Raw genomic sequence first — 18,400 nt, 5'->3', positions numbered from 1 at the left:
TGTGCCGGGTGGTCCGGTTGTTGGTGAGGCTGGTTTGGTGACGCCTCCTACCCCCGGTGGCCCGGGAGCTCCGATTGGCGGTTCAGGGGGTGCGGGCGTTCCTAGCGTCGCCGGCACTCCTGGCGCACCCGTCGCCGCTGCCGCGGGTACGTCTGGTCCGGGTGCTCCCGGCGCCCCCGGCGCTCCGGTCTTCGGGGATGCCGGTGCGGTGGCGCCTCCGGTTCCGGGTGGTCCGGGTGGTGCGGTCACGGTTCCTGCTGGTGGGGTGGCGCCTCCGGTTCCGGGTGGTCCGGGTGGTGCGGTCACGGTTCCTGCTGGTGGGGTGGCGCCTCCGGTTCCGGGTGGTCCGGGTGGTGCGGTCACGGTTCCTGCTGGTGGGGTGGCGCCTCCAGTTCCCGGTGGCCCCGGCGGCGCGGTCACGGTTCCTGCCGCTGCTGCAACATCGCCGGCGCCGCCGACCCCGCCCTCGTCAGTGAGCGTCAACAGCGGTGGTCCGTCGTCTCCGACCCCGGGCACCCCGGGCAACGCGCTGACGGTTCGCGACCTGCTGACTCCGCCCGGAGTGCTGCGCACTGTGCAGGACGCCGCTTCATCGGTGGCCGGGGTTCTGCCTCCGCCGCCGGCGCCTGCACCGGGAATGCCTGCCGCCGTGTCGATTTCGGGACCTCCCGTGCCGGATGGCTTCACCCCGCTGCTGGCCACGGGCGTCTCCAACCTGATTTCGCCGTCCCCGTTGAATCTCCCGTCCATCCCGGGTCTGCCGGTGCCGCTGCCGAACGAGGTCCCGGTGCCGTCTGATCTGCTCTGCGCAGGCACGGACTGGTCGGCATCGCAGGGTGGCGCGGTTGCACACGCTCCCGCCGCCGATGCCGATGTGACGCGGGCACCTGTCGCCGGCGGTGACCGCCGGGACCGTTGGGAAGGTCGGTAGATCGCTGCGGCCTGGCTGAGTCGAGGCTCAGCCAGGCCGGATCGCCAGTAGCCGGATCAGGGCGTCGGTGACAGCATCTCGAACAGAGCATTCGCAGGGGTCATGAAGAACTCTGCAGCGGTGCACGTCCCGAGAAGGCCGTGCCGTGGCTCGCGACCCTGAAACTCGCGGGTGCGGTCGGACACGTGGTCGGCATGACGTCCCTGCCCTGGTTGGGTGTCGCTGCCGGAGTCGGCCTGGTCGTGTTCTTCGTTCGAGCCAGGGTCTTCCACAACATCGGTTTCCAGCCCTGTATCTGCTGCTCGCCCTGGCGTCGACGGCGTACATGGTGCTGGTGGCGGTCAACGCATGAGTCGTTACGACTCGCGATCCTTCTTCTCGTTTTCAGCCAGGGCGCCGGCGACCAAATCGGTTGCGACCTGGATGAGCGGCACGTTGGAATCCTGGGACAGCTTGCGCAGGACGTCGAAGGCCTGCACCGCATCCACCCGATAGCGCTCCATGATCATGCCTTTGGCCTGTCCGATCATGTCTCGGCTCGACAGCGCCTTCTTGAACTGTTCCTCGCGGCGTGCCGAATTCCAGGCAACCGACGAGTGCGCAGCGAAGATCATCCCGATGGTTCGCGAATCCGCCGTGAAGACATTGGGCTCTTCGGAGTAGACGTTGAGCGCCCCCAGGGTCTCGTCGGCGATGAACAGCTGAAACGCCATGATCGACCTGATGGGGGTTTCCGCCAGCGCGTCGCGTCGATAGTTCGGAAACCGCGTCTCTGTCTCCAGGTCGGGTACGTGGACCGTCTGCTCGTCCCAGGCAGCCGTCAGGCACGGTCCCTCGTGATAGCGCTGCTGGATCTTGTCGAGCAGCAGCGGCCAGTGTGACGTCGCTGCGGGCGTCTCGATCTGGCGAGCGTTGCGGGTCAGAGTGATGCCTGCGTACTGCGCGCCCGGAATTTCGGCGGCCGCATGTTCGGCCAACTCGGCGACCACTGTGTCCGCGTCGGTATCGGGTCTGTTGTGCAGACCGCGCACCAATTCCGCCACACGCAGATGCGCTGCGTCCACGTCAGCCTGAGTTTCCACCGCCACCGTCCAAACTCTCACGTCAATTCGGCATCAATCTACCGCTGACCTTTGGAAATCACCTGGGCATGTCGCTGCCACTTCTGTGACCGTTTCTCGCGGGCTTGTTCAGAGCGCCTTGAGATACCGGGTCGCGATCAGTTTCTGCATGAGGGAGGTCATCGGAGCCCCGAGACGGCTCCACCACGTCGCAGGCTGGGAGAAGGCGGCGACCTCGGCGATCACCTGGTCTGTGGTGCTGTCGTAGCGCACCAGGAACAGCTCCTCGCCGCGGACTGCGTGTCCGGGCAGCGTGCCGTAGGCGAATCCGCGGCGGTCCGGTTCGTCGAGGACGTACACGACCCGGCAGGGGGCGGCCACCGGGCCCAGGTGCCCGAGCACGTCGGTGCCCACTTGGGCTGTCGGCGTCGTCGCCTCTATGCGCAGCCCGGCTCCACGCAACATCCCGAAACGCATACCTGCTGCGGCTGCCTCGTCGAAGCGTTGACGGCCGACACCGATGACCGAGGTCCTCCGCAGGAAGCGGTATCCCCGCGGCGGTGTGCCCGCGGTTGCGCCCACATCGGGATAGGTCAGCGGCAGATCGGCCAGATCGCTCAACTTCACCGGTTGAGCTTCGCATCGCGCGCGTACCGTCGGTGCGGTGACTACGACGACGCTGACCCTGGGCACCGATCTGACCGTGAATCGCCTGGCCTTCGGGGCGATGCGCCTGACCGGCAAGGGCGTATGGGGTCCGCCCGCAGACCGAGACGAATGCCTGCGCGTGCTGCGTCGAGCCGTACAACTCGGCGTGAACTTCATCGACACCGCGAACTCCTACGGCCCCTACATCTCCGAGGAGCTGATCCGGGAGGCGCTGCATCCCTACGACGGGGTCGTCGTCGCCACCAAGGCGGGGCTGCTGCGCACCGGTCCCGATCAGTGGCCCGTGCTCGGGTATCCGGCGTACCTGCGCCAGGAGTGCGAGATGAGTTTGCGTCGCCTCGGCGTGGACACCATCGACCTGTTCCAGCTGCACCGCATCGACGACAAGTTCCCAGCCGAGGACCAGGTGGGGGAGCTGTTGGCGCTGCAGCAGGAGGGCAAGATCCGCCACATCGGGCTCTCGGAGGTCAGCGTCGAACAACTCCAGGCTGCGCAGAAGGTGGCGCCGGTCGTCTCGGTGCAGAACATGTACAACCTGACGACCCGAGGCGCCGAACCTCTCGTCGACGCGTGCGAAGCCCAGGGCATCGCGTTCATCCCGTGGTTCCCGCTGGCAGCAGGACCGCTGGCAGCTGCGGACGGTCCACTGCAACGTATCGCCGCCGAGCACAGTGCGACGGCCTCCCAGCTTGCGTTGGCATGGCTTCTCAAGCGGTCGCCGGTGATGCTGCCCATTCCCGGGACGTCGAAGGTGGCGCACCTGGAGGAGAACGTGGCGGCCGGTGAGATCGAGCTCAGTGACGACGAGTTCGAAACGCTGAGCAAAGCCGGTGCCGCCCAGAGCTGACACAACCAATACGGTGAGCGGGTGAGCGCCCCCGAATCCGCCGACGACCAGTCCGGCGGCGGCTTCAACCCGCCGCGGCCCACGACCCGCGGCGGCCCCGACTACGGGCGGTTCGTCGAGGCGGTACGCACGCTTCAAGACCACGCGCGGGCGGCCGACGCACCTGATGACGTCGTCACCGCCGCAGCCGACCTGATCGAGCAGGCCTCCGAACTACTCGCGCCGTTCGACGCCGACGAGTGGGCGTCACCGTCGGGACGACGGATGGATCTGCCCAACCGGGGCAACATCCTGAACGTGCCTGTCGACCTGCACGTCACCGATGACGAGCGCATCGGCGGCACCGCCCTGTTCCGGCGCTACCATCTGGGCCGCAACCGGGCTGCCCACGGCGGCACGATCGCCCACCTCTTCGATTCGGTGCTCGGGTTCACCGCCGCCAAATTGGGACGTAGCCGGGCCCAGCGCACCGCGTTCCTGCACGTCGACTACCGCAAGGTCGTGCCGGTCGACAAGGTGTTGCAGGTCGATGCCGGCATCGACGAGATCGTGGACCGCAAGATCTTCGTCTCGGGCCGCCTGCTCGACGGTGACCAGCTGCTCGCCGAGGCGCATTCGCTGTTCGTGAAGCTCAAGCCGGGGCAGCCATGACCGACGGCAAACGCAACGCCTTCACGCGGCGCTGGGCCCGGTGGCGTGACCGGCTGCGGGAACGACCCGCTGCGGATCTGGCGTACCGCATCGTGGTTGGCGTTGTCGGCCTGGCCGTGTTCGCGGTCGGCATCATCGCGATCCCGTATCCCGGACCGGGCTGGGCCATCGTGTTCATCGGCCTCGGCATCCTGGCCACCGAGTTCGACTGGGCCCGCCGCCTCTTGACCTGGGTGCGCGAGCGCTACGACAAGGTCATGGAGTGGTTCAAGAACCAGGGCCTGTGGGTCAAGATCCTCGGCGTCGTCTTCACCGCCGCCGTCGTCGTCGGCACGCTGTGGCTGCTCGGGGCGCTCAACTTCGCGGCCCGGCTGGTCGGAATCGAGTGGCCCTGGCTGCAAAGCCCTATTGGTATCGGGTCCTGAGGTCGCGCACCGATAGCATGGTCGCGGTCGCCGAGCCCGTTCGGTCGACCACGCTGCAGAACTGCACCAACGTTGGGAGAACCCCTCATGACCGCGCCCGCTCGCCCCGCACCAGCAGCCCCGATCCGGGTCGCTGCCGGGACGACCGCCGCTGCGGCGGTGCGTGAGGCTGGGCTCCCGTCCCGGGGTGCGCCCGACGCCGTCGTCGTGGTCCGCGACGCCGACGGGCGCCTGCGTGACCTGTCCTGGATTCCCGACGTCGACGCCGAGGTCACCCCGGTGGCGGCAGACACCGAGGACGGGCGCAACGTCATCCGGCACTCGGCCGCGCACGTGTTGGCGCAGGCGGTCCAGGACATGTTCCCCGACGCCAAGCTGGGCATCGGTCCGCCGATCACCGACGGCTTCTACTACGACTTCGACGTCGCCGAACCGTTCACCCCCGAGGACCTCGACGCACTCGAGAAGAAGATGCGCAAGATCGTCAAAGACGGTCAGCTCTTCGAGCGCCGCGTCTACGAGTCCAAGGACCAGGCCCGCGCTGAGCTGGCCGGCGAGCCCTACAAGCTCGAGTTGATCGACGACAAGTCCGGCGCGGACGACCCCGAGGTCATGGAAGTGGGCGGCGACGAGCTGACCGCCTACGACAACCTCAATCCCCGCACCCGCGAGCGTGTCTGGGGAGATCTGTGCCGCGGTCCGCACATTCCGACGACCCGCTACATTCCCGCGTTCAAGCTGACCCGCAGCTCCGCGGCGTACTGGCGCGGCGACCAGGACAACGCCAGCCTGCAGCGCATCTACGGCACCGCGTGGGAGTCGCAGGAGGCGCTCGACCGGCATCTCGAGCTGATCGAAGAGGCGCAGCGGCGCGACCACCGCAAGCTCGGCGTCGAGCTGGACCTCTTCAGCTTTCCTGACGAATTGGGTTCCGGCCTACCGGTTTTCCACCCCAAGGGCGGCATCGTGCGGCGCGAACTGGAGGAGTACTCGCGGCGTAAGCACATCGAGGCCGGCTACGAGTTCGTCAACACCCCGCACATCACCAAGGAACAGCTCTACATAACCTCCGGTCACCTGGAGTGGTACGCCGACGGCATGTTCCCACCGATGCACATCGACGCGGAGTTCAACGAGGACGGGACGGTCCGCAAACCGGGCCAGAACTACTACCTCAAACCGATGAACTGCCCGATGCACCATCTGATCTATCGGGCGCGGGGACGGTCCTACCGGGAACTTCCGTTGCGGCTCTTCGAATTCGGAAGTGTCTACCGCTACGAGAAGTCCGGTGTGATCCACGGGCTGACCCGGGTGCGGGGGATGACGCAGGACGACGCGCACATCTATTGCACCCGCGAAGAGATGCGCGACGAGCTGGCCCGGCTGCTGCAGTTCGTGCTGGACCTGCTCGCCGACTACGGCCTCGACGACTTCTATCTGGAGCTGTCGACGAAGGACCCCGAGAAGTTCGTCGGCTCCGACGAGATCTGGGAGGAGGCCACCGATACGCTGCGCGAGGTGGCGGAATCCTCGGGCCTGGAACTGGTTCCGGATCCCGGCGGTGCCGCGTTCTACGGCCCGAAGATCTCGGTGCAGGTGCGCGACGCGCTTGGCCGGAGCTGGCAGATGTCGACCATTCAGCTCGACTTCAACATGCCGGACCGCTTCGAGCTCGAGTACACCGCCGCCGACGGCACCCGCAAGCGTCCGGTGTTGATCCACCGCGCTCTGTTCGGCTCGATCGAGCGGTTCTTCGGCATCCTCACCGAGCATTTCGCCGGTGCGTTCCCGGCGTGGCTGGCGCCGGTACAGGTGGTCGGGATTCCCGTCGCCGACGGGCATGTCGACTACCTGCTCGAGGTGGCTGCAGACCTGAGGAAGCACGGGATTCGTGCCGAGGTCGACACGAGCGACGACCGGATGGCCAAGAAGATCGTCAACCACACCAACCAGCGGGTGCCGTTCATGCTGCTTGCGGGGGACCGCGACGTGGAGGCCGGCGCAGTGAGCTTCCGGTTCGGTGACCGCACGCAGATCAACGGTGTCGGACGTGAGGCGGCTGTCCAGACCATCGTCGACTGGGTGAAGCGGCGCGAGAACAGTGCTCCGACAGCAGATCTCGTAACCGTCGAGGCGCAGGCAGGCGAGGGGTGACGTGGACTCGGACGACACGATCGTAGACCGCGGGGTAGGTGAACCCGACCGTTTGCAGCGGTTGTGGACACCCCACCGGATGAACTACATCGTCGACGCCGTGAAGCAGGGATCGGCGGCGTCGTCCGAGCCGTTCACCGACATCCCCAACATGTCCGACGAGGACGGCCTGGTGGTCGCGCGCGGCGAGCTGGTCTATGCGGTGCTCAACCTCTACCCGTACAACCCCGGGCACCTGATGGTGGTGCCGTATCGGCGGGTCGCGGAACTGGAGAACCTGACCGTCGCCGAGAGCGCCGAGCTGATGGCGTTCACGCAGAAGGCGATTCGAGTGATGAAGGCGGTGTCGCGGCCACACGGGTTCAACGTCGGCCTCAACCTCGGCACGTCGGCGGGTGGCTCGTTGTCGGAGCACCTGCACATGCACGTGGTGCCCCGCTGGGGCGGTGACGCGAACTTCATCACGGTCATCGGGGATTCGAAGATCATCCCGCAGCTGCTTCGCGACACGCGCCAGTTGCTGGCGGGCGAGTGGGATCGCCAGTCGTGAGCGATTTCTACCTGATGACGCGGGCGGCGTATGCCAAGCTGTCGCGGCCCGCGGCCAAAGGTGCACTACGCCTGGGACTCACGCCCGACAGCGTGACCATTCTCGGGACGGCCGGGTCGGTGCTCGGCGCGTTGACGCTGTTCCCGATGGGCCAACTGTGGTGGGGCGCGTTCACGGTGTTCGTGTTCGTGCTCGCCGACATGCTCGACGGGGCGATGGCCCGGGAGAGCGGCGGTGGCAGGCGCTTCGGCGCAGTGCTCGACGCCACTTGTGACCGCATCAGCGACGGCGCGATCTTCTGCGGGTTGCTGTGGTGGGCGGCTTTCGGGTTGCAGAGCACCGGCCTCGCGGTCGCGACCATGATCTGTCTGGTGTCCTCCCAGGTGATCTCGTACATCAAGGCAAGGGCGGAGGCGAGCGGCCTCACCGGCGACGGCGGGCTGATCGAGCGTCCGGAGCGGCTCGTGATCGTCCTCATGGGTGCCGGCCTGTCCGGTCTGCCGTTCCTGCCGCTGCAGTGGCTGCTGCCGGTGGCCATGTGGGTGCTGGCGGTGACCAGTGTGCTCACCGTCGGGCAGCGGCTGCACAGCGTGCGCGTCTCCCCGGGAGCGACAGATCCTCTCACCCCGGCCGAGAAGCCCGAGACCCCCGAACCATGATGATCCCCTTCGGAGACCACCTCAGTGACTGGGGTTATGCGGCGGGGTGGCGGCTGGTGCGCGCCGCACCGGAGATCGTGGCCCGCAACGCCTTTGGTGCGGGCGCTCGGTATGCCGCCCGTGGCGGCGGACCCGATCAGCTGCGCAAGAACCTCGCACGGGTGATCGGCACCGCGCCGCGCGACGTGCCCGACGACCTGATGCAGGCCTCGCTGGCGTCCTACGCTCGGTATTGGCGAGAGGCGTTCCGGCTGCCGTCGATGGACCACGACGAGTTGGGGCGCCAGCTGGACGTCCTCGACATCGGCATGGCCTTCGATGCGCTGAAGGAGAAGGGCCGCGGCGCGATCCTGGCGTTGCCGCACAGCGGCAACTGGGACATGGCCGGGGTGTGGCTTGCGCAGAATTTCGGCACCTTCGCCACCGTCGCCGAACGTCTGAAGCCGGAGTCGCTCTACCGCCGATTCCTGGCCTACCGGGAGAGCCTCGGTTTCACCGTGGTGCCGTCGTCGGGCGGGGAGCGTCCACCGTTCGACGTGCTGTCGGACTGGCTGAACGACAACGGCATCGTCTGCTTGATGTCCGACCGTGACCTCAGTCGGCGCGGCGTCGAAGTGGACTTCTTCGGCGAGCCCACACGGCTGCCCGCCGGGCCGGCCAAACTCGCGCTCACCACCGGAGCCGCGCTGTTCCCGGCGCACTGCTGGTTCGACGGCGACGGCTGGGGCACCAAGATCTACCCTCAGATCGACACCTCGTCGGGCGACGTCACCGCGATCACCCAGGCGTTGGCGGACCGGTTCGCCGACAACATCGCCACCTATCCCGCCGACTGGCACATGATGCAACCGCAGTGGCTGGCCGATCTCTCCGATGAGCGCAGGGCGAGGCTGGAGGCGCCCTGATGCGCATCGGGATGGTCTGCCCGTACAGCTTCGACGTGCCCGGCGGCGTGCAGTCCCACGTGCTGCAGCTCGCGGAGGTGATGCACGCGGCCGGTCACGAGGTCAGCGTGCTCGCGCCGGCCTCGCCCGACGCTGAGACGTCGCTGCCCGACTACGTCGTCTCCGGCGGCAAGGCCATCCCCATCCCGTACAACGGGTCGGTCGCACGGTTGCGTTTCGGGCCCGCGACGCATCGCAGGGTGAAAAAGTGGCTGCAGCAGGGCGAATTCGACGTGCTGCACCTGCACGAGCCCAATGCGCCGAGCCTGTCGATGCTGGCGCTCAACATCGCCGAGGGCCCGATCGTCGCGACGTTCCACACGTCGACGACGAAGTCGCTCACGCTGTCGGTGTTCGAGCCGATTCTGCGGCCGATGCACGAGAAGATCGTCGGCCGCATCGCGGTCTCAGACCTGGCTCGCCGCTGGCAGATGGAGGCGCTGGGCAGCGACGCGGTCGAGATCCCCAACGGCGTCGACGTCGCCTCGTTCGCCACCGCGCCGTTGCTCGCCGGCTACCCGCGCCCGGGCCGTTCGATCCTGTTCCTCGGTCGCTTCGACGAGCCGCGCAAGGGCATGTCGGTGCTGATGGGTGCGCTGCCCGCTGTCGTCGACCGCTTCGGTGACATCGAGGTGCTCGTGGTGGGGCGCGGTGACGAGGCGGAGCTGCGCGAGACGGCCGGCCCGCTGGCCGGTCACCTGCGGTTCCTCGGCCAGGTCGACGACGCGCAGAAGGCCGCGGCGATGCGCAGCGCCGACGTGTACTGCGCACCCAACACGGGCGGCGAGAGTTTCGGCATCGTGCTGGTCGAGGCGATGGCCGCAGGCACCGCGGTGGTGGCCAGTGACCTCGACGCGTTCCGACGGGTGCTCGACGACGGCCGCGGCGGCCGGCTGGTGGCCGTCGACGACTCCGCCGATTTGGCTACCGGCTTGATCGAGGTCCTCACCGACGACGCCCGTCGCGCCCACTACATCGAGTGCGCGGCCGAGCTCGTGCAGCGCTACGACTGGTCGGTCGTGGCGAAGCAGATCATGCGGGTGTACGAGACGGTGGCGGGCTCCGGCGTGAAAGTGCGGGTCGCCTCGTGATCCCGTGGGTGACCGCAGTGGTGATCGCGCTGCTGGTCGCTGCCGTCGCACTGATCGGTCTGTGGGCTTATCAGACCGCCCACCGCCTCGACCGTCTGCACGTGCGGTACGACCTGTCCTGGCAGGCACTCGACGGGGCGCTGGCGCGTCGCGCGGTGGTGGCGCGCGCGGTCGCGGTCGACGCGTACGGCGTCGGGCCCGACGGCAAAAGGCTGGCCGCTCTGGCCGACGCCGCCGAGCGGGCCCCGCGGTCTGCCCGAGAGGCCGCCGAGAACGAGCTGTCTGCTGCGCTGGCCCGCGTCGATCCCGCCTCGCTGCCGCGCGCCCTGGTGGCCGAACTCGCCGACGCCGAAGCGCGGGTGCTGCTGGCCCGGCGGTTCCACAACGACGCGGTCCGCGACACGTTGGCCCTGCGGGAGCGCCCCGCGGTGCGTGCGCTGCGGCTGGGTGGCACCGCGGCGATGCCGGGGTACTTCGAGATCTCCGAGGGCGGGGAGGTGTCGACTCGCGAGGCCGCCCCGCCGACGGCGCGCAGGTCGGCGCGGGTCCTGCTGCTCGACGACGACGGCGCCGTGCTGCTGCTGTGCGGATCGGATCCGCAGAGCCCGGTCCAACCCGCGCCGCGCTGGTGGTTCACCATCGGTGGCGCGGCGCAGGCGGGGGAGTCGCTGGCGCAGACGGCCGCGCGGGAACTCGAGGAGGAGACGGGGCTGCGGGTGAGCCCCGAGGACTTGATCGGGCCTGCGTGGCGGCGTGACGCGACCATCGAGTTCAACGGAGCGGTGATGCGCAGCGAGGAGATGTACTTCGTGCACCGCACCGCGCGCTTCGAGCCGGCCGACGGCGGCCGATCCGGACTGGAACAGACCTACATCCACGGCCACCGATGGTGCGATGCGACAATCATCCGCGAACTGGTTGCCGGTGGTGAGGCGGTCTATCCGCGTCAGCTCGCCGACCTGCTCGACGAGGCGACAGCGCTGGCCCACCGGCCTGAAATGCACGACCGGCAGCCGGTGCGCCTCATCCGCTGACTGCGGATCGAATTAGTTTGCCGCCGCATTTACACTGAATCGGTAGCGATTGAAGGAGTTGACAGTGGAAACCGAAGGCGCCCAGAGCAACGGCAGCCCGACTCGCGGAACCGCGCGGGTGAAGCGGGGCATGGCGGAGATGCTCAAGGGCGGCGTGATCATGGATGTCGTCACCCCTGAGCAGGCTCGCATCGCCGAGGGTGCCGGCGCCGTCGCGGTGATGGCGCTCGAGCGGGTGCCGGCCGATATCCGCGCCCAAGGCGGGGTGTCGCGGATGAGCGACCCCGACATGATCGAGGGCATCATCTCCGCGGTCACGATCCCGGTGATGGCCAAGGCCCGTATCGGCCACTTCGTCGAGGCGCAGATCCTGCAGAGCCTCGGCGTGGACTACGTCGACGAGTCGGAGGTGCTGACGCCCGCCGACTACGCCAACCACATCGACAAGTGGAAGTTCACCGTTCCGTTCGTGTGCGGTGCCACCAACCTGGGCGAGGTGCTGCGGCGGATCACCGAGGGCGCGGCGATGATCCGGTCGAAGGGGGAAGCCGGCACGGGCGACGTGTCCAACGCCACCACCCACATGCGCAAGATCGGCGGCGAGATCCGCCGGCTGACGTCGTTGTCGGAAGACGAATTGTATGTCGCGGCAAAGGAATTGCAGGCGCCCTACGATCTGGTGGTCGAGGTGGCGCGGGCCGGAAAGCTGCCGGTGACGTTGTTCACCGCCGGCGGCATCGCCACCCCTGCCGATGCGGCGATGATGATGCAGCTCGGTGCCGAGGGCGTGTTCGTCGGCTCGGGCATCTTCAAGTCCGGCAACCCCGAGGAGCGGGGCGCGGCGATCGTCAAGGCGACCACGTTCTATGACGATCCCGACGTGCTGGCCAAGGTGTCCCGCGGTCTCGGCGAGGCGATGGTCGGCATCAACGTCGACGACATCCCGGTGCCGCATCGGCTCGCCGAGCGGGGCTGGTAAAAACGGCACCTGTGATGAGCGCTCGCGCAAAGAACCAACAGTAATGGCGATCGAAGAGATCCTCGACCTGGAGCAGATCGAGGTCAACATCTACCGCGGCGGTGTGTTCAGCCCCGAGTCGGGCTTCCTGCAGCGCACGTTCGGCGGCCATGTCGCCGGCCAATCGTTGGTTTCGGCGGTGCGCACCGTGGACCCGAAGTTCCAGGTGCACTCGCTGCACGGCTACTTCCTGCGCGCGGGCGACGCCCGGTCACCCACGGTGTACACGGTCGAGCGGCTGCGTGACGGCGGCTCGTTCTGCACGCGCCGGGTCGCCGCGATCCAGCACGGCGAGACGATCTTCTCGATGTCGGCGTCCTTCCAGACCGACCAGAGTGGCATCGAGCACCAGGACGCGATGCCGGCCGCCCCGCCGCCGGACAACATCCCCGACTTCAAGTCGGCGAGCAAGGTGTTCGACGATGCCAGCTTCCGCCAGTTCGATGAATGGGACGTGCGGATCGTCCCGCGCGATCAGCTGAAGTTGTTGCCCAACAAGGCATCTCAGCAGCAGGTGTGGTTCCGGCATCGGGACCCGCTGCCCGATGATTCGGTGTTGCACATCTGCGCGCTCGCCTACATGAGCGATCTCACGCTGCTGGGTTCGGCGCAGGTCAACTACCCCGACGAACGCCCGCATCTGCAGGTCGCCTCGCTCGACCACGCGATGTGGTTCATGCGCCCGTTCCGTGCCGACGAGTGGTTGCTCTATGACCAGTCCTCGCCCTCGGCGTGCGGTGGGCGCTCGCTCACCCAGGGCAAGATCTTCAATCAGTACGGCGAGATGGTGGCCGCGGTCATGCAGGAGGGCCTGACCCGTTTCGCTCGCGGTTTCTCCCGCTCGACGACGTGAGCGCCCCTCGGGTCGGGGTGCTGGCGCTGCAGGGGGACACCCGCGAACACCTCGCGGCGTTGCGCGAAGCGGGGGCCGATGCGTGCACGGTGCGCCGGGCCGACGAGTTGGCCCGGGTCGACGGTTTGGTGATCCCCGGCGGCGAGTCGACGGCGATGAGTCATCTCTTGCGCGAGTTCGACCTGCTCGAGCCGCTGCGGACCCGCCTGTCGGACGGTATGCCGGCCTATGGATCCTGCGCCGGCATGATCCTGCTCGCCACCGAGATCGCCGACGCGGGCGTACCCGGACGTGAGGCGCTGCCGCTATACGGCATTGATATCACCGTGCGGCGCAACGCCTTCGGCCGTCAGGTCGATTCCTTCGAGGAGGACATCGCGTTCACGGGCCTCGACGGCACGGTGCACGCGGTGTTCATCCGGGCTCCCTGGGTGGAGCGGGTCGGCGACGGGGTGGAAGTGCTCGCCACCGCGGCGGGTCATCCGGTCGCGGTACGGCAGGGTCGCACGCTCGCGACGGCGTTCCACCCGGAGGTCACCGGCGACCGGCGCGTCCACAAACTCTTCGTCGACTCCCTGTCCTAGCGACTTCGGCGTGGTTGTCGTCGCTGAGCGACGACAACCACGCCGAAATCACGCTTGAGCCGGCAGGACGTGGTCGGCGACCTTGTCGGTGGACAGGCACAGCGAGCAGACGAACGCATCGTGCGTCTCGCACTTCGCCATGTCCGGCCGCTCGAAATCGTGATGGCACACATGGCATTTGAGGTGCTCGCCGGACGGATTGCCGAGCTCGTCGTACATGGGGAGGTCGATGCCGTCGTCGGTGCGGCGCAGGTAGTACTTGCCCTTGGTCGCCACCGCGAAGATCGGCGGCAGCACCAACCCGAGCCCGATCGCCACCAGCGGCGAGTACGGCCGGATCGCTTCGCCCAGACCGCCGAAAAACGCCAGGATCGAAACGCCCGCGGCGATCAGCATCGATCCGAACCCGACCGGATTGATCGCGTACAGCATGCCTCGGCGGAACTCGGGCGCTTGCGGGGAGATCTTGAGCAGGTACTTGTTGATCACGATGTCCGAGGCCACCACCACGACCCACGCCATACCGCAGTTGGCGTAGAACCCGAGGATGGTGTTGAGGAAGTCGAACATGTTGGCTTCCATCAGGATCAGTGCGATGAGCAGGTTGAAGCCCAAGAACACCAGCCGGCCGGGGTAGTGCTTGGTGACGCGGGTGAACGAGTTGGTCCACGCCAGTGATCCGGAGTAGGCGTTCGTCACGTTGATCTTGATCTGGCTGATCACCACGAGCACGACGGCCAACGTCATGGCCAGCCAGCCGGGCAGGAAGTTCTCGTAGATCTCGAGGAACTGGTGCACCGGCTGGTTGGCCACCCCGGCGCTGTCGGCGACGTTGGCGATCAGGTACACCGCCAGGAACAGCCCGACGATCTGCTTGATCGCGCCGAAGAAGACCCAGCCCGGGCCGGCGAGAATCATCCACGTCCACCAACTGCGCTTGTTCTCCGGCGTTTTCGGCGGCATGAAGCGCAGGTAGTCGATCTGCTCGGCGATCTGCGCGATCAGCGACAGGCAGACGCCCGCGGCCAGCAGCGTGGAGCCGAGGTCGAAGCCGCCGTTGCCCTCTTCACCTTGATAGGCGAAGAACTGGCTGACGGACTCGGGATGGCTGACCAGGAGGTACACGAACGGTGCGACCATCAGGACGAGCCACAGCGGTGTCGTCCAGACCTGAAGTGTGGACAGCACTTTCATCCCGTAGATGACGAGCGGGAAGATGATCAGGGTCGAGGCCGCGTACCCGAGCCACAGCGGTATGCCCAGGCCGAGTTCGAGGCCCTGGGCCATGATCGAGCCTTCGAGGGCGAAGAAGATGAACGTGAACGTCGCCATGATGACGTTGGTGACGACGGACCCGTAGTAGCCGAATCCGCTTCCGCGCGTGATCAGGTCGAGGTCCATGTTGTAGCGCGCTGCGTAGTACGCGAGCGGAAAGCCCGTCAGGAAGATCACGACGGCGAAGATGAGGATGCCCCACAGCGCGTTCGTCGTGCCGTAGGAGATGCCGATGTTGGCGCCGATCGCGAAATCGGCCAGATAGGCGATGCCGCCGAGGGCCGAGATGCCGACGACACCCGTGGACCACTTGCGGTAGCTGCGCGGAGCGAAGCGCAGCGTGTAGTCCTCGAGGGTTTCCTTGGTGGCGGTCAGACGGTCGAGGTCGGCATCCGGTGCGCCGGAGCGCACATCATCGCCGATTTCCTGAGTCATTCGGCAAAGCTAGGACCGCGGTGTTTCGGCGCCGTTGCGCTCATGTTAGCGATTTCGACGTGATCGTCGTCGCTGACCGACGACCATCACGCCAAAATCACGTCAGCGGATGGGCAGCCCGGTGATCGCGCGGGCCATCACCAGCCGCTGGATCTCGCTCGTGCCCTCGAAGATCGTGAAGATCTTGGCGTCGCGGTGCATCCGCTCCACCGGGTATTCGCGGGTGTAGCCGTTGCCGCCCAGGATCTGGATCGCCTCGTCGGTGACGTAGACGGCGGTTTCACTGGCGACCAGCTTGGCCATCGAGCCTTCGGCGGAGTCGAACACCTTGCCGTTGCGGGCCATCCAGCCGGCGCGGTAGACCAGCAGCCGGGCGGCGTCGATTCGGGCCTTCATGTCGGCGAGTTTGAAGGCGACAGCCTGGAATTCGCCGATCTTGCGGCCGAACTGCTCACGCTCGGTGGCGTAGTCGCGGGCGTACTCATAGGCGGCCCGGGCGACTCCGACAGCCATCGCGCCCACCGTCGGGCGGGTGCGTTCGAAGGTCGCCATGGCGGCCTGGCCGGCGGCCTTCTTTCCCTCGCGGACCTTGGCGATGCGGGCGTCGAACTTCTCCTTGCCGCCCAGGATCAGCCGACCGGGGATGCGTACGTCGTCGAGAACCACTTCGGCGGTGTGCGAGGCGCGGATGCCGTGCTTGAGGAACTTCTGGCCCTGGCTCAGTCCCTTGGTGCCGGGCGGGATGATGAACGAGGCCTGCCCGCGGGTGCCGAGGTCCGGGTGCACCGACGCGACGACGACGTGCACGTTGGCGATGCCGCCGTTGGTGGCCCACGTCTTGGTGCCGTTGAGCACCCATTCGTCGGTGGCCTCGTCGTAGCGGGCGCGGGTCAGGATCGAGCCGACGTCGGAGCCTGCGTTGGGTTCTGAGGAACAGAATGCCGCGACCTTGGGATCGTCGACGCTGCCGAACATCTGCGGCACCCATTCGCCGACCTGTTCGGGAGTCCCGTTGGCGGCGACGGACGCCGCGGCCAGGCCGGTGCCCAGGATCGCCAGCGCGATGCCGGCGTCACCCCAGAACATCTCCTCGAACGCAACGATCATGCCGAGGCCGGTCGGTTCGGCGGCCTGCTCGGCGAAGAACTCCATCGAGTAGAGGCCCACCTTGGCCGCCTCTTGGATGATCGGCCACGGGGTTTCCTCGCGCTCGTCCCACTCCGCGGCGGCGGGGCGGACGACGTCGTTGGCAAACTCGTGGACCCACTTCTGCACGTCGATCAGGTCCGAGGACAGCTCCAGGGAGAACGTCATGCAACAGCACCTTACTCCGGAGTAAGATCGGCATCCAGAGACTGTGGTCCAGCTAACAGGCGGCGCGCGTACGCGCGATCTGATCGAACGTGGGGCATCTGCACAAATGTCGGCCGGCTCCCGCGCGTAGGGCCCACTCTCGGCCGCCCGGAGATCCCGCAGCGGCATCGGGCAGGACCTGGGGTGAGGGGCACGTAGACTGGTCAATCGGACTTCGACGTAGTCGGTGAAAGAGGTAGCGAGCAGATGAGCGGCCATTCCAAGTGGGCCACCACGAAGCACAAGAAGGCCGTGATCGATGCACGTCGCGGCAAGAACTTCGCCAAGCTGATCAAGAACATCGAGGTCGCGGCGCGTACCGGCGGGGGCGATCCCGCCGGCAACCCCACCCTCTATGACGCCATCCAGAAGGCCAAGAAGAACTCGGTGCCCAACGACAACATCGAGCGCGCCCGCAAGCGTGGCGCGGGCGAGGAAGCCGGCGGCGCCGACTGGCAGACCATCACCTACGAGGGCTACGGCCCCAACGGCGTCGCCGTATTGGTCGAGTGTCTGACCGACAACCGCAACCGGGCCGCAGGCGAAGTGCGCGTCGCGATGACCCGCAACGGCGGCAACATGGCCGACCCGGGTTCGGTGTCCTACCTGTTCACCCGCAAGGGTGTGGTCACGCTGGAGAAGAACTCGCTGACCGAGGACGACGTGTTGGCTGCCGTGCTCGACGCCGGCGCAGAGGACGTCAACGACCTGGGTGAGAGCTTCGAGATTATTTCTGAGCCCACCGATCTGGTCGCCGTGCGCACCGCGCTGCAGGACGCCGGCATCGACTACGAGTCCGCCGAGGCCACGTTCCAGCCGTCGGTGAGCGTGCCGGTTGACCTCGAGGGGGCACGCAAGGTGCTCAAGCTCGTCGACGCTCTCGAAGACAGCGACGACGTGCAGGACGTCTACACCAACGTCGACATCCCCGACGACGTCGCGGCCGCCCTCGACGAGGACTGACCGCCCTCACCGAGGCGCGGTAGCGGCCAGGAATCCTGCGAGCGCTGCCGCGGTCTGCTGCGGTTGATCGAGCATCACCAGCACGTAGGCGTGCTCGATCATCTGTAGCCGTCCATCGGGTAACAGCTCGGTGAGCCGATGCGCGTGCTCGACGGGCATCACCGGGTTGTCCGACCACAGCACCAGCGCGGGCCGGTCGAAGGCTGCCAGCTGATTGGTCTCCTCGATCAGCGCAGGCTTGTCGAAACGGGTTCGGCAGTACTTGACCAGATCGCGGCGAATCGCCTTGTCCGCCAATCCATGTGCTGTCCACGCATCCACGATCGACTGCGGCAGTGGGTGTTTGGCCATCATGCCGAACATCAGGTACTGCCTGCGGAGCCATCCGATGCGCAGCTGCCGCATCGCCAGCGCCACCGTGCCGGGCGTGCGGCTGGCCAGCCACGCCACCTTGCCTGGCCACCCCGGTGGGAAGTTGTCGAAGGCCTCCGATGGGCAGATGACCAGTCGGCCGATCCGCCGATCGCGCCCGGCGGCGGTGAGGAACAGTGGACCGCCCCAGTCGCTGACGACGAGGGTGACATCGGTCAGGTCGAGAGCATCGAGGACGTCGGCGACGATGCCGACCATGCCCGGCATGGTCAGGTCGGCGTCGGGACGCATCGGGATGCGGTGGCCGCCCATTGGCAGGACCGGCAGGAGGTAGCGGCAGTGCGGCGGCAGATGGGGGATGGCCAGGTCCCACTGCGCGTCGTTCATCAGCAGTCCGTGCAGCAGCACGACGGGTGCGCCGTGCGGGTCGCCTTCCTCCCGGATCTGGATGGGACCTGCGTGGGTGGTGACCGTCAGCATCATTCCTCCATTAGAACCATCGTTCTAGAACGTGTGCTCTAGCATGGC

The 18,400-nt window shown here is 67.2% G+C and carries 20 protein-coding genes and 1 pseudogene; 16 read left to right on the top strand and 5 right to left on the bottom strand.

Annotated elements, in window-relative coordinates; translation table 11 throughout:
• Nucleotides 1-89: 89 nt before the first annotated feature.
• The 3 genes and pseudogenes from ACZYYX_RS21330 to ACZYYX_RS21320 all read left to right on the top strand — a co-directional run.
• Nucleotides 90-476 carry a hypothetical protein gene (locus tag ACZYYX_RS21330; protein ID WP_463816627.1) on the top strand — a complete coding sequence of 129 codons (387 nt, stop codon included), beginning with the start codon at nt 90-92 and terminating at the stop codon, nt 474-476.
• Nucleotides 473-931, top strand: a complete 459-nt coding sequence (locus tag ACZYYX_RS21325) for a hypothetical protein (RefSeq protein ID WP_463816626.1) — start codon at nt 473-475, stop codon at nt 929-931. Before ACZYYX_RS21330 ends, ACZYYX_RS21325 begins: the two co-directional genes overlap by 4 nt.
• 140 nt (nt 932-1,071) lie before the next feature.
• Nucleotides 1,072-1,143 (top strand): annotated as a pseudogene (locus ACZYYX_RS21320) (DoxX family protein); the annotation flags it as partial.
• Between the two features lie 144 nt (nt 1,144-1,287).
• On the opposite strand, the gene ACZYYX_RS21315 reads toward ACZYYX_RS21320, so the two are convergent.
• Together ACZYYX_RS21315 and ACZYYX_RS21310 are read right to left on the bottom strand one after the other, a co-directional pair.
• Nucleotides 1,288-2,013, bottom strand: a complete 726-nt coding sequence (locus ACZYYX_RS21315) for a GAF and ANTAR domain-containing protein (protein ID WP_463817167.1) — start codon at nt 2,011-2,013, stop codon at nt 1,288-1,290.
• A 108-nt stretch (nt 2,014-2,121) separates the two neighbouring features.
• Complete coding sequence (locus ACZYYX_RS21310; protein WP_463816625.1) at nt 2,122-2,619, bottom strand: DUF1990 family protein; 498 nt, start codon at nt 2,617-2,619, stop codon at nt 2,122-2,124.
• A 37-nt stretch (nt 2,620-2,656) separates the two neighbouring features.
• Between ACZYYX_RS21310 and ACZYYX_RS21305 the strand changes: the two genes are divergently transcribed.
• From ACZYYX_RS21305 to pdxT, 12 genes are all read left to right on the top strand, one after another.
• Entirely contained in the window at nt 2,657-3,508 is an 852-nt protein-coding gene (locus ACZYYX_RS21305) for an aldo/keto reductase (protein WP_463816624.1), read from the top strand.
• Between the two features lie 21 nt (nt 3,509-3,529).
• The gene (locus ACZYYX_RS21300) at nt 3,530-4,159 is read left to right on the top strand and encodes a PaaI family thioesterase (protein WP_463816623.1); all 630 of its coding nucleotides are present in this window, start codon (nt 3,530-3,532) and stop codon (nt 4,157-4,159) included.
• A complete protein-coding gene (locus ACZYYX_RS21295; protein ID WP_463816622.1) occupies nt 4,156-4,584 on the top strand; it encodes a TIGR02611 family protein in 429 nt (142 codons plus the stop codon). Before ACZYYX_RS21300 ends, ACZYYX_RS21295 begins: the two co-directional genes overlap by 4 nt.
• 87 nt (nt 4,585-4,671) lie before the next feature.
• Nucleotides 4,672-6,741, top strand: a complete 2,070-nt coding sequence (gene thrS, locus ACZYYX_RS21290; RefSeq protein WP_463816621.1) for a threonine--tRNA ligase — start codon at nt 4,672-4,674, stop codon at nt 6,739-6,741.
• A 1-nt stretch (nt 6,742) separates the two neighbouring features.
• Complete coding sequence (locus ACZYYX_RS21285; protein ID WP_463816620.1) at nt 6,743-7,291, top strand: ATP adenylyltransferase; 549 nt, start codon at nt 6,743-6,745, stop codon at nt 7,289-7,291.
• Nucleotides 7,288-7,950 carry a phosphatidylinositol phosphate synthase gene (gene pgsA / locus ACZYYX_RS21280; protein ID WP_463816619.1) on the top strand — a complete coding sequence of 221 codons (663 nt, stop codon included), beginning with the start codon at nt 7,288-7,290 and terminating at the stop codon, nt 7,948-7,950. The genes ACZYYX_RS21285 and pgsA overlap by 4 nt, the downstream gene beginning before the upstream one ends.
• Nucleotides 7,947-8,855 (top strand): phosphatidylinositol mannoside acyltransferase, encoded by a 909-nt coding sequence (locus tag ACZYYX_RS21275; RefSeq protein WP_463816618.1) that lies wholly within the window; start codon nt 7,947-7,949, stop codon nt 8,853-8,855. Before pgsA ends, ACZYYX_RS21275 begins: the two co-directional genes overlap by 4 nt.
• Nucleotides 8,855-9,985 (top strand): glycosyltransferase family 4 protein, encoded by a 1,131-nt coding sequence (locus tag ACZYYX_RS21270; protein WP_463816617.1) that lies wholly within the window; start codon nt 8,855-8,857, stop codon nt 9,983-9,985. The genes ACZYYX_RS21275 and ACZYYX_RS21270 overlap by 1 nt, the downstream gene beginning before the upstream one ends.
• Nucleotides 9,982-11,019, top strand: a complete 1,038-nt coding sequence (locus tag ACZYYX_RS21265) for an NUDIX hydrolase (protein ID WP_463816616.1) — start codon at nt 9,982-9,984, stop codon at nt 11,017-11,019. The genes ACZYYX_RS21270 and ACZYYX_RS21265 overlap by 4 nt, the downstream gene beginning before the upstream one ends.
• A gap of 64 nt (nt 11,020-11,083) precedes the next feature.
• Complete coding sequence (pdxS, locus tag ACZYYX_RS21260) at nt 11,084-11,998, top strand: pyridoxal 5'-phosphate synthase lyase subunit PdxS (RefSeq protein WP_463816615.1); 915 nt, start codon at nt 11,084-11,086, stop codon at nt 11,996-11,998.
• 43 nt (nt 11,999-12,041) lie between these two features.
• Nucleotides 12,042-12,890, top strand: coding sequence for an acyl-CoA thioesterase II (tesB, locus tag ACZYYX_RS21255; RefSeq protein ID WP_463816614.1), 849 nt, complete (start codon nt 12,042-12,044; stop codon nt 12,888-12,890).
• Complete coding sequence (gene pdxT / locus ACZYYX_RS21250) at nt 12,887-13,474, top strand: pyridoxal 5'-phosphate synthase glutaminase subunit PdxT (protein WP_463816613.1); 588 nt, start codon at nt 12,887-12,889, stop codon at nt 13,472-13,474. Before tesB ends, pdxT begins: the two co-directional genes overlap by 4 nt.
• A 48-nt stretch (nt 13,475-13,522) precedes the next feature.
• On the opposite strand, the gene ACZYYX_RS21245 is transcribed toward pdxT, so the two are convergent.
• Together ACZYYX_RS21245 and ACZYYX_RS21240 are read right to left on the bottom strand one after the other, a co-directional pair.
• A complete protein-coding gene (locus ACZYYX_RS21245; protein WP_463816612.1) occupies nt 13,523-15,184 on the bottom strand; it encodes a purine-cytosine permease family protein in 1,662 nt (553 codons plus the stop codon).
• Between the two features lie 102 nt (nt 15,185-15,286).
• Nucleotides 15,287-16,498: an acyl-CoA dehydrogenase family protein gene (locus tag ACZYYX_RS21240; RefSeq protein WP_463816611.1), complete on the bottom strand. Its 1,212-nt coding sequence runs from the start codon at nt 16,496-16,498 to the stop codon at nt 15,287-15,289.
• 246 nt (nt 16,499-16,744) lie between these two features.
• Between ACZYYX_RS21240 and ACZYYX_RS21235 the strand changes: the two genes are divergently transcribed.
• Nucleotides 16,745-17,500 carry a YebC/PmpR family DNA-binding transcriptional regulator gene (locus ACZYYX_RS21235; protein ID WP_463816610.1) on the top strand — a complete coding sequence of 252 codons (756 nt, stop codon included), beginning with the start codon at nt 16,745-16,747 and terminating at the stop codon, nt 17,498-17,500.
• A gap of 6 nt (nt 17,501-17,506) precedes the next feature.
• On the opposite strand, the gene ACZYYX_RS21230 is transcribed toward ACZYYX_RS21235, so the two are convergent.
• A complete protein-coding gene (locus ACZYYX_RS21230; protein ID WP_463816609.1) occupies nt 17,507-18,352 on the bottom strand; it encodes an alpha/beta fold hydrolase in 846 nt (281 codons plus the stop codon).
• Between the last annotated feature and the right edge of the window lie 48 nt (nt 18,353-18,400).

It is taken from the genome of Mycobacterium sp. IDUB_1 (assembly GCF_055419625.1).
This window is presented reverse-complemented; position numbering and strand designations above follow the sequence as displayed.

Excerpts from the sequence above, each read along its gene's own strand:
- ACZYYX_RS21295 (WP_463816622.1), top strand. The coding sequence starts at position 4,156 with ATGACCGACGGCAAACGCAACGCCTTCACGCGGCGCTGGGCCCGGTGG.
- thrS (WP_463816621.1), top strand. The coding sequence starts at position 4,672 with ATGACCGCGCCCGCTCGCCCCGCACCAGCAGCCCCGATCCGGGTCGCT.
- ACZYYX_RS21275 (WP_463816618.1), top strand. The coding sequence starts at position 7,947 with ATGATGATCCCCTTCGGAGACCACCTCAGTGACTGGGGTTATGCGGCG.
- ACZYYX_RS21270 (WP_463816617.1), top strand. The coding sequence starts at position 8,855 with ATGCGCATCGGGATGGTCTGCCCGTACAGCTTCGACGTGCCCGGCGGC.
- tesB (WP_463816614.1), top strand. The coding sequence starts at position 12,042 with ATGGCGATCGAAGAGATCCTCGACCTGGAGCAGATCGAGGTCAACATC.
- ACZYYX_RS21245 (WP_463816612.1), bottom strand. The coding sequence starts at position 15,184 with ATGACTCAGGAAATCGGCGATGATGTGCGCTCCGGCGCACCGGATGCC.
- ACZYYX_RS21240 (WP_463816611.1), bottom strand. The coding sequence starts at position 16,498 with ATGACGTTCTCCCTGGAGCTGTCCTCGGACCTGATCGACGTGCAGAAG.
- ACZYYX_RS21235 (WP_463816610.1), top strand. The coding sequence starts at position 16,745 with ATGAGCGGCCATTCCAAGTGGGCCACCACGAAGCACAAGAAGGCCGTG.
- ACZYYX_RS21230 (WP_463816609.1), bottom strand. The coding sequence starts at position 18,352 with ATGCTGACGGTCACCACCCACGCAGGTCCCATCCAGATCCGGGAGGAA.